This is a genomic window from Novosphingobium sp. BF6 (assembly GCF_058273105.1).
The window spans coordinates 1,293,323-1,307,944 of record NZ_CM177775.1 but is presented as its reverse complement, the minus strand read 5'-3'; the positions used below and the strand labels follow the sequence as shown (position 1 = coordinate 1,307,944).

Genomic DNA, 14,622 nt, shown 5'->3' with positions numbered 1-14,622 from the left:
AGGTCGAGTGCGACCTATCCGTTGCGCACTCATGGCGGCGTCGGGAGACTTAATGGCTGCGCCGCAGGGAGCTCACTACAGTTGGGTAGCGCGCAGCGTAGACATTCCGAGGGTCCGGGGGATCATCCCCCGGTCTTCCCCTTCACTTTTTAACGCGCAGCGTCTGCAAACCCAGCCCGAGCGCCGCGATCCCAGCCCCCAGCACCGTAACCCCGGTCCAGCCCCAGCTATGCCAGACCACCGTCGCCGCGCCCGAACTGGCGGCCCCGGCGAGGAACATCGAGGCCATGTAGACCGTGTTGATTCGCGAGCGCGCTTCCGGGCGAAGGGCGTAGATGATGCTCTGGTTGGAGATCTGGCTCGCCTGGATCGCGAAATCGAGCAGCAGCACGCCCACGATCAGCCCGACGATCGAGGTCCAGAACCCGAAGACCAGCCACGACACCAGTGTCATCGCGCTGGCTGCGACGATTACCGGATGCGGCCCGCGGCGGTCGGCGATGCGGCCGGCGATCGGCGCGGCCAGCACGCCTGCGGCGCCCAGTACGCCGAACAGCCCCGCCACTTGCGAGCCGAGGCCGAAGCGCGGCTCCTGCAAGTGCAGCGCAAGGATCGTCCAGAACACGCTGAACACGCCGAACTGGGTACACTGGGTGAGAGTAGCGAGGCGCAGTGCGGGAAACTCGCGCCAGAGGTCGCGCAACGACGCCATGAGGCCGAGATAACCCAGCCCGCCGCGATGCGGGTGGCTACGGGGCAATTGCCAGGCCATGAGTCCCGCGGTCATCAGCGCCAGCGGCACGGCCAGCCAGAACATCGCGCGCCAGCCGAAGGCGCCGCCGACGAAGCCCGCCAGCGTGCGGCTGAGGAGGATGCCGCAGAGCAGACCCGCCATGACCGTGCCGACGACTGCACCGCGTTTGTCCTCGGGCGCGAGGTTGGCCGCTAGCGGAACGATCTGCTGCGCGACCGAAGCGAGCAGTCCGACCAGCAGCGAGGCGGCGAGCACAGTGCCGCCGGTCGGCGCGATGGCCACCAAGGCCAGCGCCACCGAAAGCGCGATGCACTGCGTCACGATCAGGCGCTTGCGTTCCAGCAGGTCGCCGAGCGGTACCAACAGCAAGAGACCCGCCGCATAGCCGAGCTGGGTCGCGGTGGGGACATAGGTGATCGCCGCTCCCGAAAAGTCGCGCTCCATCAGGCCGAGCATCGGCTGGCCGTAGTAGATGTTGGCGACCGTCAGCCCCGCAGAAGCGGCCAGCGCGAAGACCAGCGCCCGGCCGAAGGGGCGTTCCTTGCCGTTGACGTGGCTTGGAAGTGGGGCAGCGGAAACGGAACGGGGCGCGGTAATGGGATTTTCCTTGCTGATGATGCCCCCATGGGCCGCCCTCTGCCGGGTGCGGGCGATTGTACCAAACGCAACGAGGTCAAACCCGCCTGCAATTTTCGCAATTCAGCAATGTGAGCGCGAAGGCGCGCTCAGTCCATGTGTTTCAGGCCGACCCGCAGATAGTCCCAGCCGGTGATAAGCGTCAGGACGGCCGCGCCCCACAGCGTAGTCAGGCCCACGGTATGCGGCACATTGACCTCCAGCGCGCCGAGATCGACATTCCACCAAGGCATTGCCGCCCCGAGCACGAGGGCGCCGAGCGAGATCATCTGGAAAGTCGTCTTCCACTTGGCGAGGCGGCTGACCGGCACCGAGACCTGCAACCCGCCGAGGAACTCGCGCAGGCCGGAAACCGCGATCTCGCGCACGAGAATGATCAGCCCGGCGATGACATGCATGTCGCCGACGTAAGGCCCGGTGAGGATGCCTTGCGCCGTAAGCACCAGAATCACCGTCGCGACCATGATCTTGTCGGCGATCGGATCGAGGAACACGCCGAGTTTCGACACCGTGCCGCTCGACCGGGCGAGATAGCCGTCGAAATAATCGGTAATGCCCATCAGGCAGTAGAGACCGAAGGCCAGGCCGTAGCCGAACTCCCATCGCGGCCACCAGAGCAGGAAGGCCAGCAGCGGCAGCGCCACGATGCGCGAGAGGGTGAGGATATTCGGCAAGGTCAGCATGTTCCCTTGCCCATAGCCGCGATTCTTCGATTCGAGAATTGGCTTGTGAATCGCGCTGTTCTTGTCTGCTGCCTGTTCCGTCCATTCGGCAAAAAACGGCTTACGGGGCTTGTGCCCTCGCCTTACCGCATTAAGTGTCGCCCCCATGATGAAGCGAGGCCGCCGAATTTCTCCGACATGACAACGACGACCCAACTCATCCGGGCCAGGCGTTTCCTGCCCCTGTTCGTCACCCAGTTGCTTGGCGCGTTCAACGACAACCTGTTCAAGAACGCCATGGTCCTGTTCGTGGTCTACGGCGTCTACAACTCGGAAGCCGCCGAGGCGCGGTTCAGCGCGCTGGCTTCGGGCATCTTCGTGATTCCGTTCTTCCTGCTCTCGGCGCTGGCCGGGCAGATGGCGGACATGCGCGACAAGTCGCGGATCATCCGCATCGTCAAGTTCTGCGAGATCGTCATCATGCTGGTGGGCGGCACCGGCCTCGCCCTCGCCTGGCAGGGCATTGCGCTGCACGCCGTGGCAATCCCGCTGATGCTGCTCGCGCTTTTCGCCATGGGCATCCACTCGACCTTCTTCGGCCCGATCAAGTACGCGATCCTGCCGCAGCACCTGAAGGACGGCGAAGTGCTTTCAGGCACCGGACTGGTCGAGGCGGGGACCTATATCGCGGTTCTGGCGGGCACGATCGTCGCAGGCTGGATCAGCGTGGACACCGCCGCGATCATGGTCGTGGCGATCGCCGCCGTGGGCTATTTCGCGGGCCGACAGGTTCCCCCCGCACCGCCGCAGGGCAAGCCGGAGCCGATCGACTACCACGTCATCCGCTCCTCGATAAATCTCGTGCGCACGACGATGAAGGATCGCCGGGTCTACCTCGCGATCTGCTCGATCAGCCTGTTCTGGGCGATCGGCACAGTGCTCTTCGTGCACTTCCCGCCGCTTGCCAAGAACATGCTCCACGCCAGCAAGGAAGTGGCCAGCCTGTTCCTGGTGATGTTCTCGGTCGGCGTCGCCATCGGCTCGGTGGCGATCAACGCGCTGCTCAAGGGCACTGTTTCGGCGCGCTGGTCACCGCTTTCAGTGATCGGCATGGGGCTGTTCCTGCTGGCGTTCCAGGAAGTCTGCGCCTCCTGGCCGCCGCATGGCGGGCCGGAAGCGCTGATGAACGTGGGGACGTTCGTGGTCCAGCCGCTGGCGATCCCGCTGCTGCTGACCCTGCTCGGCATCGCCGTCTGCGGTGGCATGTTCGTGGTGCCGCTCTACGCCTTCCTGACGACGTTCGTGGACAAGTCGCAGACCGCCCGCACCATCGCCGCCAACAATATCGTCAATTCCGGCGCCATGGTCGTCGGCGCCATCGCCACGGGGCTGATGTCGCTGCTGGGGCTGGCGGTCGTTACGCAGCTCATGGTGGTGGCGCTGTGCTGCGTCGCCTCGGCCTGGCTCGGCCTCCTGCTCTACCGCGCCGAGCGGGCCGCCAAGCGACCCTGACATCCTCAGGCGATGAAGGTCGTTACGACGACAAGCGCCGCGCAATAGGTAGAGAGAAAGCGCCGCCAGTCGCCGCCGCTCATCTGCCAATAAGCCTTGGCCCGCGCATCCTCCGCAGCCTCCACCGAGGGCGACTTCACTCCGCGGCAGACGTGACGGGGCAAGGACCGCCGGAACGGATGACCGGCCTTTCCGTGAGCGAGGATGCTGGCGCGTCGAGACATGGCGCCCAGCTTAAGACTTCGTTTACCTTTGACCACTCGCCCGAAAGAGGCATCCCGATCCGGGACGGAAACGAACATAGCGGCGGATGAAGAACATTTAACAAGTCTCTGCTCTCAAACGAAAAAGGGCCACCCGAAGGCGGCCCTTTGCGGGATGTTTCCTTGAAAGGAACGTCAGATCCGGTCGCCGAGCGCGCCCTTGACCTTGCCGACGCCCTGCTGGACCTCGCCCTTCTTCTCCTGGATCTTCCCTTCGGCCTGCTGGGCCGGGTCGTTGCGGGCCTTGCCGAGGGCCTGCTTGGCATTGCCTGCGATCTCGTTACCCAGACCCTTGATGGTGTCCTTCAGTTCGCCCATGATCGTTGCTCCTTCTCGGTTCCGGCGGAAATCCACCGTTTGCACACCGAGAGAACCCGCCAGCCCGCGCGGAAGTTGCCGCCCCCTGCGCCGGAACGTGGCCTGAGGGCGACAAAATTCAGCCAACGGCCTCAGGCGCCCGCCAGCGAGAGGATATAGTCCCAATCCTGCGGCGTCACTTCGGCGACCGACAAGCGCGAAAGCCTGAGCATCTCCATATCGGCGAGTTGGGGATCGGCCTTCATCTTGGCCAGCGTCACGGGACGCGCCAGCTTGCGCAGCGGCTTGACCTTCACCGCCGCCCACTTGCCCTCGGGATCGCTGGGATCGGTCAGGCCGGACTGGCTGATGGTGACGATCCCGACAATCTCCTTGCCGATGTTCGAATGGTAGAAGAACGCCTCGTCCCCCACCTGCATGGCGCGCAGGTTATTGGCCGCGCGGTGGTTTCGCACGCCGTCCCAGGTGCCCTCGCCTTCCGACACGAGGTCCTTCCAGCCATAGGCGTCCGGTTCGGACTTCATGAGCCAGTAGCGCTTCGCCATCTCGTGCCTTTCGATTTCGCCTTACGGCAATAAACTTATATGGGGGCGGCATAACGATTCAATCGGCGGAAACAACATCGGTGATTCGGCGCTCTTCGCGGAGCACCGGTCACAACCCGCCGAGCCTTGTTGGAAGACCATGATGAACCTTGCCCAGATCCCCGTCCTCAGCCTCGAATCCGACCGCGCCGAGTTCTCGCAGCGCATCGGCGAGAGCTTCCGCACTTTCGGCTTCGCGATGGTCCGCGACCATGGCATCGACCAGGCCCTGATCGACCGCGCCTGGGAGCTGACCGCCCAATTCTTCGCCCTGCCCGACGATGTGAAGCGCAGCCACTTCATCCCCGGCCAGGGCGGCGCGCGCGGCTATACCCCGTTCCGCACCGAAGTCGCCAAGGGCGCGACCGAGAAGGACCTCAAGGAATTCTGGCACATCGGCCGCGACCTTCCCGATGGCTCGCCGCTCGCCGCCTCGATGCCGCCGAACGTCTGGCCGGGCGAAGTCGAAGGCTTCCAGGAGACCTTCACCGAACTCTACGCCCAGTTCGACAAGGCCGGTGCCGAGATTCTCTCCGCCATCGCCACCTACCTCGGCCTCGACGCCCGCTGGTTCGATCCGGCGATCGAGGACGGCAATTCGGTGCTGCGCCTGCTGCACTATCCGCCGGTCGCCGAAGGCGCCGGCGGCGCGATCCGCGCGGGCGCGCATGAGGACATCAACCTCATCACCCTGCTGCTCGGCGCGCAGGAAGCGGGCCTCGAACTGCTCGGCAAGAACGGCGAATGGCTCTCGGTCGCGCCGCCCGAAGGCGCGGTGGTCATCAATATCGGCGACATGCTCCAGCGCCTGACCAACCACGTCCTGCCCTCGACCACTCACCGCGTCCGCAATCCGGATGGCGACCGCGCCGCGCACAGCCGCTATTCGATGCCGTTCTTCCTGCATCTGCGCAGCTACTTCCCGTTCAAGACGCTGGACCAGTGCATCACGGACGAAAACCCGGACCGTTACCCCGTCAGCATCACCGCCGACGACTATCTCCAGGAGCGTCTGCGCGAGATCGGCCTGAAGATGTAATGCCTGCGCGCCTTCGGATCACGGGAACCGAAGGCGCGTTTCCCTCCGCGATTTAACCAATATTTCAGCCCGCTGCGCCTAAGCACTCCTCCGGGGACAGCCGGGGGAACTTCAGTGACGACAAGCGGGACCGCGCAATTCGAAGAGAATGGCGCCGAAACGGAAAATGTCGAAAGCGACAGCGGCCGTCAGGTCGATGTCGTCGCTCTCGGCATCGTCACCGCCGCGATCCTGCTGTTCGTCACCACCGGCGCGGCGATCGGTCCCGCCGTCCTGAAATCGCTGGCCGGCAAGGGACCGGGTCCCGACCGTTTCCTGCTCAACGCCTTCCTGCTCAACATCGCCATCATCATCTTCGGCTGGAGCCGCTATCGCCAGCTTTGCGAAGAAATCCGCCAGCGCAAGCGCGCGGAGCGGCAGGCCCGCCGTCTCGCCGAGACCGATCCGCTCACCGGCTTCCTCAACCGCCGCAGCTTCCATCGTGCGGTGGACGATCTCATCCGCCGCTCCGCCGCGCGTGACAGGGACGTGGTGCTGGCGATGATCGACCTCGACAACTTCAAGCAGGTCAACGACTGCAACGGCCACACGGTCGGCGACCGCCTGCTTCAGGAATGCGCGCGGCGGATTTCCGGTTGCCTGCCCATCCAGGCGCTGATCAGCCGCATCGGCGGAGACGAATTCGCCATCGCCCTCGAATGCGACGGCAGCCGCACCGAGCGGATCGACCGCATCGCCGCAGCGCTGGTCGAGGCGATCGGGCGGAGCGCGATGGTCGATACGATCAGCGTCGAGGTTACCGCCTCGATCGGTCTCGCCGGTTCGAGCATCGTCGATGGGGAGGAAGCCCGCAGCAACGCCGCCGCCCTGCTCGAAAGGGCGGACATGGCGATGTACCACGCCAAGCGACAGGGCCGGAACAGCTTCGCCTGGTTCGAAGCGCCGATGGCCGCGGAGATGCGCGCCCGCACCGCGCTGGAACAGGCCATCCGCCAGGGCATCGCACGCGGCGAATTCGTGCCGTTCTACGAACAGCAGATCGATCTCCGGACCGGCGAACTCACCGGCTTCGAAATGCTGGCGCGCTGGAACGCGCCGCAGCTCGGCCTGGTCGCGCCGGACATCTTCATTCCCGTGGCCGAGGAAATCGGCGCCATCGCCGCGCTTTCGGAAAGCCTGATCGCACAGGCGCTGGAAGACGCCAGGGGATGGGACGCGCGCCTCACATTGTCGGTAAACATCTCGCCGCTGCAATTGCGCGATCCCTGGTTCGCCCAGAAACTGCTCAAGCTGCTGCTGGAGGCGAACTTCCCGCCGCACCGGCTGGAAATCGAGATCACCGAATCCTGCCTGCACCGGAACCTCGCGCAAGTCCGCACCCTGATCGTCAGCCTCAAGAACCAGGGCATCAAGGTCAGCCTCGACGATTTCGGCACCGGCTACAGCTCGCTCGCCATGCTGCGCAGCCTGCCGTTCGACCGCATCAAGATCGACCGCAGCTTCGTGTCGGACCTGACGGGCAGCAAAGATAGCGCCGCCATCGTCCATGCCATCGCCATGCTCGGCAAGGGACTGGACCTGCCGGTCACCGCCGAAGGCATAGAGAGCAGCGAAGTGCTCTCGCACCTTCGCCAATACGAACAGATCAAGGGACAGGGCTACCTCTACGGCCAGCCACGCCCGGCAGCCGAAATTGCCGAGTGGCTGAGCGAACATGGCCTGCTTGCCCACCCGCAGATCCCCGAGGCCGACTTCCAGAGCGCATCGCCCGAAAGCCCGGCGGCCCGCGCGCGGGCGGAGGCCCCGCTTCCTTCCGCGAGGGCGCAACGATAGGAAAGCTGATCGGCGGCGCGGGAACGACTGCAATTCCTACCCGGCCTGCGATTGTGCCATTCCTCTGGACCTGACGCCCCGCAGCGCATAAATCGCGCGCCATGCGGATCGATTTCACCAAGATGCATGGGCTGGGCAACGATTTCGTCGTGCTCGATGGACGCACCGGCGCGCTGCCGGTCGTCGACGCGGCGCTCGCCGCCGCGCTGGCCGACCGCCATACCGGCATCGGCTGCGACCAGCTGATCGTCCTCGCCCCGTCCGATCGCGGCGACTTCCGCATGCGGATCTTCAACAACGACGGCAGCGAAGTGGAAGCCTGCGGCAATGCCACACGCGCCATCGGCCTGCTCCACGGCCGCCCCGCGAGCATCGAGACGCTCGGCGGCATGGTCGCCACGACGCCGACGGACAGCGGCATCAGCGTGGAGATGGGCAAGCCCCGCTTCGACTGGAACCTGATCCCGCTCGGCTACCCGATGGACACCCACGCGATGCCGGTGGCCTGGGAAGAGCTGGTCAATCCCATCGCCGTCAATGTCGGCAATCCGCATGTAATTTTCTTCGTGAACGATCCCTACCGCATCGACATGGCCCGCCTCGGCCCGCTGATCGAGACCGATCCGCTGTTCCCCGAGCGCATCAACGTCAATGTCGCCGCCGTCACCGCCCGCGATGCCATTAGCTTGCGCGTCTGGGAGCGCGGCGCCGGTCTCACCCGTGCCTGCGGTACCGGCGCCTGCGCCACCGCCATCGGCGCGATGAAGCGCGGCCTCGTCGATCGCAAGGTCACCGTCACCCTGCCCGGCGGCCCGCTCACCATCGAATGGCGCGGCGACGACGAGATCGTCATGACCGGTCCCGCCACCGAATCGTTCCGCGGCTCCTTCGACGCGGCGGACTACGGGATTCCAGATTGACCGTCGAAGTCCATTCGCTCGGCTGCCGCCTCAATATTTCCGAAAGCGAGACGCTGCGCGGCCTGCTGCGCGGCGCGGAAGACCTGGTGGTCGTCAATTCCTGCGCGGTCACGGCCGAAGCCGTGCGCCAGACCCGCCAGGCGATCCGCCGCGCCCGCAAGGAGCGTCCCGAGGCCCGCCTGATCGTCACCGGCTGCGCCGCCGAAGTCGAGCGTGCCATGCTCGCGGCGATGCCCGAGGTCGATGGCCTCGTGCCCAACACCGCCAAGCTCGACCCGCGTGCCTGGAACGTCCCCGTCATCCCTGCCCCCGTCGAACGCCGCGCCTATACGCGCGGCTTCGTGCAAGTGCAGAACGGCTGCGACCATGCCTGCACTTTCTGCGTAATCCCGCAAGGTCGCGGTGCCAGCCGCTCGCGCAGCATTGCCGAAGTGCTCCACGATGTGGCGGTCCATCTGGACGCAGGCGTGAACGAGATCGTGCTGACCGGCGTCGACCTTACCTCCTGGGGCGGCGACCTTGACGGCGCGCCCCGCCTCGGCGCGCTCTGCGAGGCGATCCTCGCGACGTTCCCGGCCCTGCCACGCCTGCGCCTCTCCTCGATCGACGGCGCCGAAGTGGACGAGGCCCTGTTCGAACTGCTGGCGGGCGAGGCGCGGGTCATGCCGCATGTCCACCTCTCGCTCCAGCATGGGCACGACCTGATCCTCAAGCGCATGAAGCGCCGCCACAGCCGCGCCGATGCCGTGCGGCTCGTCACCGACTTGCGCACGCGCCGTCCCGAAATCGCCATCGGTGCCGACCTCATCGCCGGTTTCCCGACCGAGGACGAAGAAGCCCAAGCCGCCAATCTCTCCATCCTCGGGGAATTGCAGGTCGTCCACGGCCATGTCTTCCCCTATTCGCAGCGCCCCGGCACCCCGGCGGCGCGCATGCCCCAAGTCGATGCCGCCACGATCAAGGCCCGCGCCGCTGAGCTGCGCGCGCGGATCGCCGAAATCCGGGCAGGCTGGCTCACCGGGCTTATCGGCCAGCCGCTATCGGTGCTTGCCGAAAGAGGCGCGAAAGGCCATGCGGAAAACTTCGCTGCCGTGCGCCTGCCCCCCGATGCGCAGCCCGGCACGCTGATCCGCGTTACGCCCGCAAGGGTAGTCGAAGGAATACTGGAATCATGAGTACCGAAGGCCAGCAGGCTGAGCGCGACTGGTCCGACCGCCTGTTCGGCGGCTTTCGCAAGACCTCCGAACGCCTGAGCGAGAACCTCTCCGGCATCGTCGGCAAGACCAGGCTGGAAGAGTCTCAGCTCGACGATATCGAGGATGCGCTTATCATGTCGGACCTCGGCCCCCGCGCCGCCGCCCGCATCCGCGCCCGCCTCGCCGACGAACGCTTCGAGCGTGACGCCGACGAGCGCGCGATCATGGAAGTGGTCGCCCGCGAGATCGCCGAGATCCTGCGCCCTGTCGCCAAGCCGCTCGACGTCGTGGCCTTCCCGCGCCCGCAGGTGATCCTGGTGATCGGCGTCAACGGCTCGGGCAAGACGACGACGATCGCCAAGCTCGCGCACTTGTTCCAGGAGCAGGACTATTCGGTCATGCTGGCGGCGGGCGACACCTTCCGTGCCGCCGCGATCGGCCAGCTCGGCGTCTGGGCCGACCGCCTCGGCATTCCGCTCGTCAAGGGTCCCGAAGGCGGCGATCCCGCCTCGATCGTGTTCGACGCGGTCAAGGCCGCGACCGATCAGGGCATCGACGCCTTGATCGTCGACACCGCCGGTCGCCTCCAGAACAAGCGCGAACTGATGGACGAACTGTCCAAGATCCGCCGCGTGCTGGGCCGCCTCAATCCCGAGGCGCCGCATGACGTGGTGCTCGTGCTCGATGCCACCAATGGCCAGAACGCGCTCTCGCAGATCGAGATTTTCAAGGAAGTGGCGGGCGTTTCCGGCCTTATCATGACCAAGCTGGACGGCACCGCGCGCGGCGGCGTGTTGGTCGCTGCGGCGGAGCAATACGGCCTCCCCATCCACGCCATCGGCGTCGGCGAGAAGATCGACGACTTGCGCCCCTTCAACCCGGACCTCTTGGCCCGCGTGATCGCAGGGATCGCCTGATGAACGCTGAAACCGCTCCTGCCCAGAAGCCCAAGTCCAGCTGGGTCAACCTCGTCGTCGATTTCGGCCCGCTGCTGGTTTTCTTCCTCGCCTATCGCCATTTCTCCCCCTCGGGCGAAGGCGATACGATCGGCACCGTTTCCGCCGTCATCAAGGGCACGATCGCCTTCATGGTCGCGACCGTGATCGCGCTCGGCGTGTCGAAATGGCGCCTAGGCCATATCTCGCCGATGCTCTGGCTGACCACCGTACTGATCGTCGGCTTCGGCGCGCTCACCGTGGTGTTCCACGACGCCTTCTGGATCCAGATCAAGCCCACCGCCGTCTACCTGATGTTCGCGGGCGTGCTGTTCTTCGGCCTGATGCGCGGCAAGCCCATGCTGAAATACCTGCTCCAGTCGGCCTTCGAAGGACTGAACGAGGAAGGCTGGATGAAGCTCTCGCGCAACTGGGCCTGGTTCTTCGTCCTCCTGGCGGTACTGAACACCGCGCTGGTCTTCACCGTCAGCTTCGACACCTGGCTTCAAGCCAAGCTCTGGGGCTTCACCGTACTCTCGTTCGTCTTCACGTTCTCGCAGCTGCCGATGGTGCTGAAGCACGGCATGGGCGAGGCGGCCAAGGAAGAAGTGATCGAGAACCCGCCGCACGACTGAGGCAATGAGGGGGGCCGGACCATTCGGCCCCCTTCGCTTTCAAGCTTCCGGACTTAGCTCCGCATTCACCGAAATCCGACGCGGCATGGCGACCGCCAGCGACAGGGCAAGCGCCCCGCCCCGCACGAACCGCCCCTTGCGCAGATAGGCGCGCATCACCGCGTCGAAACTCTGCGGCGACGAGACTTCCATCAACTCCCGATAACGCCGGGCTTCGGTCTTGAATGCGCTCCAGCCCTTGCCCTGCATTCCGATGCCCCCTGATCGCGCAAGGCGCTTGACGATCTTCACGAACTCCCGCGCCCAGAACTCGGCCACCGCGCTGTCTACAACCGTCCGTGCTTCCGGCAGTCGCTGCGCCAGCGCCCGGCTGAACCCTTGCAGGGCCACCGCAAGTTCGTCGTTGCCGCAGCGGTCGAACCGGCCCCGGCAGTTCAGCTGAGCCATGATGCTGGTCTTGCGGGTGCGATAGTAGATCCACGGCTGGGCCATGTAGACGAAGCTCTTCGCCCCCAGCAGGAGCCAGGGCACCGTCGCGACATCCTCGAAACGGGCGCCTTCGGGAAAGCGGATCACATCGCCGAACAGGTCCCGCCGCCACACTTTCGACCAGGCATGAAGCCGCCGCCGGGCAAAAGTGCCCGCAATCAGCGTCTCGGTGCATTGCATCGGCACGCCGCTCTCCACGCCGCTCCTGCCGCAAAACGTCGCGAAGGGCCTGCCCTTCTCCCGCACGTAGTCGCACAGGACGACATCGGGGCCATGCGCCAGAACCACATTGCGCAGCCCCGCAATCGCTCCGGGCAGCAGCATGTCATCGGAATCGACGAACCACAGGTAGTCGCCCCGCGCCGCTTCCAGCAGGGTATTGCGCGTAACGCCGATGCCGCGATTGCCCTCGTGCAGCAGAAGGCGGCTGTCGATGTCGCAGCCGTCCAGGATATGCCGGCAGAAGTCCGCCGAACCGTCCGTCGAGCAATCATCGACGATGACGAGTTCGACACCGGCCTGCCCGGCCATCTGCGCGATGATCGAGGCCAGGCACTCTTCCACGAAAGGCCGGACATTGTAGACCGGCACCAGAATACTGAGCCACGGCCGGTCCGGCGCTTCGCCGGACGCACGCGCGCCCACGCAACCGGCATGGCCGTCACCGGCCACGCCCGCATTCATCCCCATCATCGAAATTGCCCCCGCAAATGCCGGACGTGATCACTTGCGAATCGCACCGGCAGCGCGCGCCTTAAAGCCATGCTCTGCACTCGACCAGAGGAACGATCAGATTTCGAGCTGGCTGCCGAGTTCGACCACGCGGTTGGTGGGCAGGCGGAAGAACTCCATGGCGCTGGCGGCATTGCGCATCATCCACGCGAAGAGCTTTTCCCGCCAGATCGCCATTCCCGGCTTGGCGGACGGAACCAGCGTCTGGCGCGAGAGGAAGAAGCTGGTCTTCATCATCTCGAAGGCCCCGCCGCAGAAATCGGCATGGGCGAGCGCCACCGGAATGTCGGTCTCTTCCATGAACCCGTAGCGCAAGTTCATGCGGTAGAAGCCCTGGCCGAGGTCGGTCACCGAATAGCGCTCGGCAGGCTCGACATAGGGCACGTCCTGGACTTCGACCGTCAGCACCACCACGCGCTCGTGCAGCACCTTGTTGTGCTTGATGTTGTGCAGCAGCGCCGAAGGCACGCCCGCATTGCTGGAGGCCATGAAGATCGCCGTGCCCGGCACCCGCGCGGCGGAGCCGTGGGCGCTCTTGGCGAAGACGTTGAGCGGCAGGGCCGCCTCGGTCATGCGCTCGCGCATCAGGCGACGGCCCTTGTTCCAGGTGGTCAGCAGGGTGAAGGCGATGCCGCCGATCAGCAGCGGGAACCAGCCGCCGTCCGGCACCTTGGTGGCGTTGGCGGCGAAATAGGCGCCGTCGACCACGAAGAAGGTCACGATCACCGGCACCGCCAGCCACAGCTTCCAGCGCCAGAGCACGATCACCAGCACCGCCATCAGGCAGGTGTCGATCAGCATCGCCCCGGTCACCGCGATACCGTAGGCCGAGGCGAGGTTCGACGAGTTCTGGAACACCAGCACCAGCACGATCACGCCGGTCATCAGCGCCCAGTTCACGAAGGGAATGTAGATCTGGCCGACCTCGTGCTCGCTGGTATGGCGGGTCGAGAGACGCGGGATGAAGCCCAGCTGCATCGCCTGGTGGGTGATCGAGAACGCGCCCGAGATCACCGCCTGGCTGGCGATGAACGTGGCGCAAGTCGCCAGGATCACCAGCGGCAGACGCAGGTTTTCCGGCGCGAGATTGAAGAAGGGATTCTTCATCGCATCGAGCGCCGCCGAATCGTCGAGGCCGAGGATCATCGCCGCTTGGCCGAAATAGTTGATCAGCAGGCAGGGCATGACGAAGGCGAACCACGAGAGGCGCAGCGGGCCGCGGCCGAAATGGCCCATGTCCGAATAGAGCGCCTCGGCGCCGGTGACGGCCAGCACGACCGAACCGAGCGCGAGGAACCCCAGAATCTTGTCGGTCAGGAAGAATTGGATCGCGTACCACGGGTTCAGCGCCACCAGCACCGAAGGCATCTGCACCAGATGGTAGATGCCCAGGATCGCGAGAACCGAGAAATAGACGACCATGACCGGCGCGAACAGCGCGCCGACTTTGGCGGTGCCGCTCTTCTGGATCACGAAGAGCGCGATCAGCAGCACCAGCGCGATCGGCAGGACCAGCGGCGCGAGGCGCGATTCGACGACGGTGAGACCCTCGACCGCCGAGAGCACCGAGACCGCCGGGGTAATCATCGAATCGCCGTAGAACAGCGACGTCGCGAAGACCCCCAGCAGCACCACTAGGGGGCCGAACCGGCTCTTGCGGATCACGCCCGAGATCAGCGCGACGAGGGCAAGGCTGCCGCCCTGCCCCTTGTTGTCCGCGCGCATCAGCACGCCGACATATTGCACCGAAACCACCAGCGTCATCGACCAGAAGATCAGGCTGACGACACCGAGAACGTGCAGTTCGTCGATCGCCAGCGGATGCGGGCCGACAAACGTTTCGCGAAAAGCGTAAAGCGGGCTGGTGCCGATGTCGCCGAAGACGACACCCACCGCGCCCAATGCCAGCTTGGTGATGTTCCCGGAGCCGTGCCCGGAACCATTTCCTTGTGCGGCAGGGGCTTGTTGCCCCTCTGCCGGATCGATCACCGTCGGGACGACAGCCGTGTCCGAACCTGTATCACTCATTCCAGCGCCCCGTAATGGCTTTGCCGCGTCGACATTCGCCCCCGCAACAAGCGCCCGCCGTTAGCAGCATGAAAGGAGCCTAGCAA

Annotated in this window: 14 protein-coding genes; 7 read left to right on the top strand and 7 right to left on the bottom strand. The window is 65.4% G+C overall.

Annotated features, from left to right (window positions below; genetic code table 11):
- Nucleotides 1-142: 142 nt before the first annotated feature.
- Both AC4D6D_RS06495 and pgsA read right to left on the bottom strand, forming a co-directional pair.
- Nucleotides 143-1,210 carry an MFS transporter gene (locus AC4D6D_RS06495; RefSeq protein WP_491326962.1) on the bottom strand — a complete coding sequence of 356 codons (1,068 nt, stop codon included), beginning with the start codon at nt 1,208-1,210 and terminating at the stop codon, nt 143-145.
- Between the two features lie 269 nt (nt 1,211-1,479).
- A complete protein-coding gene (gene pgsA, locus AC4D6D_RS06490) occupies nt 1,480-2,073 on the bottom strand; it encodes a CDP-diacylglycerol--glycerol-3-phosphate 3-phosphatidyltransferase (protein ID WP_147219367.1) in 594 nt (197 codons plus the stop codon).
- Between the two features lie 177 nt (nt 2,074-2,250).
- On the opposite strand from pgsA, the gene AC4D6D_RS06485 reads away from it, so the two are divergent.
- A complete protein-coding gene (locus AC4D6D_RS06485) occupies nt 2,251-3,564 on the top strand; it encodes an MFS transporter (protein WP_491326961.1) in 1,314 nt (437 codons plus the stop codon).
- A 5-nt stretch (nt 3,565-3,569) separates the two neighbouring features.
- Here AC4D6D_RS06485 and AC4D6D_RS06480 read toward each other — a convergent pair whose 3' ends face one another.
- The 3 genes from AC4D6D_RS06480 to AC4D6D_RS06470 form a co-directional block, all read right to left on the bottom strand.
- Nucleotides 3,570-3,704, bottom strand: coding sequence for a hypothetical protein (locus AC4D6D_RS06480; protein WP_491326960.1), 135 nt, complete (start codon nt 3,702-3,704; stop codon nt 3,570-3,572).
- Between the two features lie 258 nt (nt 3,705-3,962).
- Nucleotides 3,963-4,145, bottom strand: coding sequence for a CsbD family protein (locus AC4D6D_RS06475; protein ID WP_491326959.1), 183 nt, complete (start codon nt 4,143-4,145; stop codon nt 3,963-3,965).
- A 131-nt stretch (nt 4,146-4,276) separates the two neighbouring features.
- Nucleotides 4,277-4,690, bottom strand: coding sequence for an EVE domain-containing protein (locus AC4D6D_RS06470; RefSeq protein ID WP_491326958.1), 414 nt, complete (start codon nt 4,688-4,690; stop codon nt 4,277-4,279).
- Between the two features lie 142 nt (nt 4,691-4,832).
- Here AC4D6D_RS06470 and AC4D6D_RS06465 point away from each other — a divergent pair, with 142 nt between their 5' ends.
- The 6 genes from AC4D6D_RS06465 (at nt 4,833) to AC4D6D_RS06440 (ending at nt 11,287) form a co-directional block, all read left to right on the top strand.
- The gene (locus AC4D6D_RS06465; RefSeq protein ID WP_491327213.1) at nt 4,833-5,768 is read left to right on the top strand and encodes an isopenicillin N synthase family dioxygenase; all 936 of its coding nucleotides are present in this window, start codon (nt 4,833-4,835) and stop codon (nt 5,766-5,768) included.
- Between the two features lie 114 nt (nt 5,769-5,882).
- Nucleotides 5,883-7,601 (top strand): putative bifunctional diguanylate cyclase/phosphodiesterase, encoded by a 1,719-nt coding sequence (locus AC4D6D_RS06460; RefSeq protein ID WP_491326957.1) that lies wholly within the window; start codon nt 5,883-5,885, stop codon nt 7,599-7,601.
- A gap of 101 nt (nt 7,602-7,702) precedes the next feature.
- Nucleotides 7,703-8,521: a diaminopimelate epimerase gene (gene dapF / locus AC4D6D_RS06455; RefSeq protein WP_491326956.1), complete on the top strand. Its 819-nt coding sequence runs from the start codon at nt 7,703-7,705 to the stop codon at nt 8,519-8,521.
- Nucleotides 8,518-9,696 (top strand): MiaB/RimO family radical SAM methylthiotransferase, encoded by a 1,179-nt coding sequence (locus AC4D6D_RS06450; RefSeq protein ID WP_491326955.1) that lies wholly within the window; start codon nt 8,518-8,520, stop codon nt 9,694-9,696. Before dapF ends, AC4D6D_RS06450 begins: the two co-directional genes overlap by 4 nt.
- Entirely contained in the window at nt 9,693-10,634 is a 942-nt protein-coding gene (gene ftsY / locus AC4D6D_RS06445) for a signal recognition particle-docking protein FtsY (protein WP_147219350.1), read from the top strand. The genes AC4D6D_RS06450 and ftsY overlap by 4 nt, the downstream gene beginning before the upstream one ends.
- The gene (locus AC4D6D_RS06440; protein ID WP_491326954.1) at nt 10,634-11,287 is read left to right on the top strand and encodes an inner membrane-spanning protein YciB; all 654 of its coding nucleotides are present in this window, start codon (nt 10,634-10,636) and stop codon (nt 11,285-11,287) included. The genes ftsY and AC4D6D_RS06440 overlap by 1 nt, the downstream gene beginning before the upstream one ends.
- A gap of 39 nt (nt 11,288-11,326) precedes the next feature.
- Here the strand turns inward: AC4D6D_RS06440 and AC4D6D_RS06435 are convergent, their stop codons facing one another.
- Nucleotides 11,327-12,469 (bottom strand): glycosyltransferase family 2 protein, encoded by a 1,143-nt coding sequence (locus AC4D6D_RS06435; RefSeq protein ID WP_491326953.1) that lies wholly within the window; start codon nt 12,467-12,469, stop codon nt 11,327-11,329.
- Nucleotides 12,470-12,565: 96 nt separating this feature from the next.
- Nucleotides 12,566-14,536 carry a potassium transporter Kup gene (locus tag AC4D6D_RS06430; RefSeq protein ID WP_147219344.1) on the bottom strand — a complete coding sequence of 657 codons (1,971 nt, stop codon included), beginning with the start codon at nt 14,534-14,536 and terminating at the stop codon, nt 12,566-12,568.
- Nucleotides 14,537-14,622: the final 86 nt, after the last annotated feature.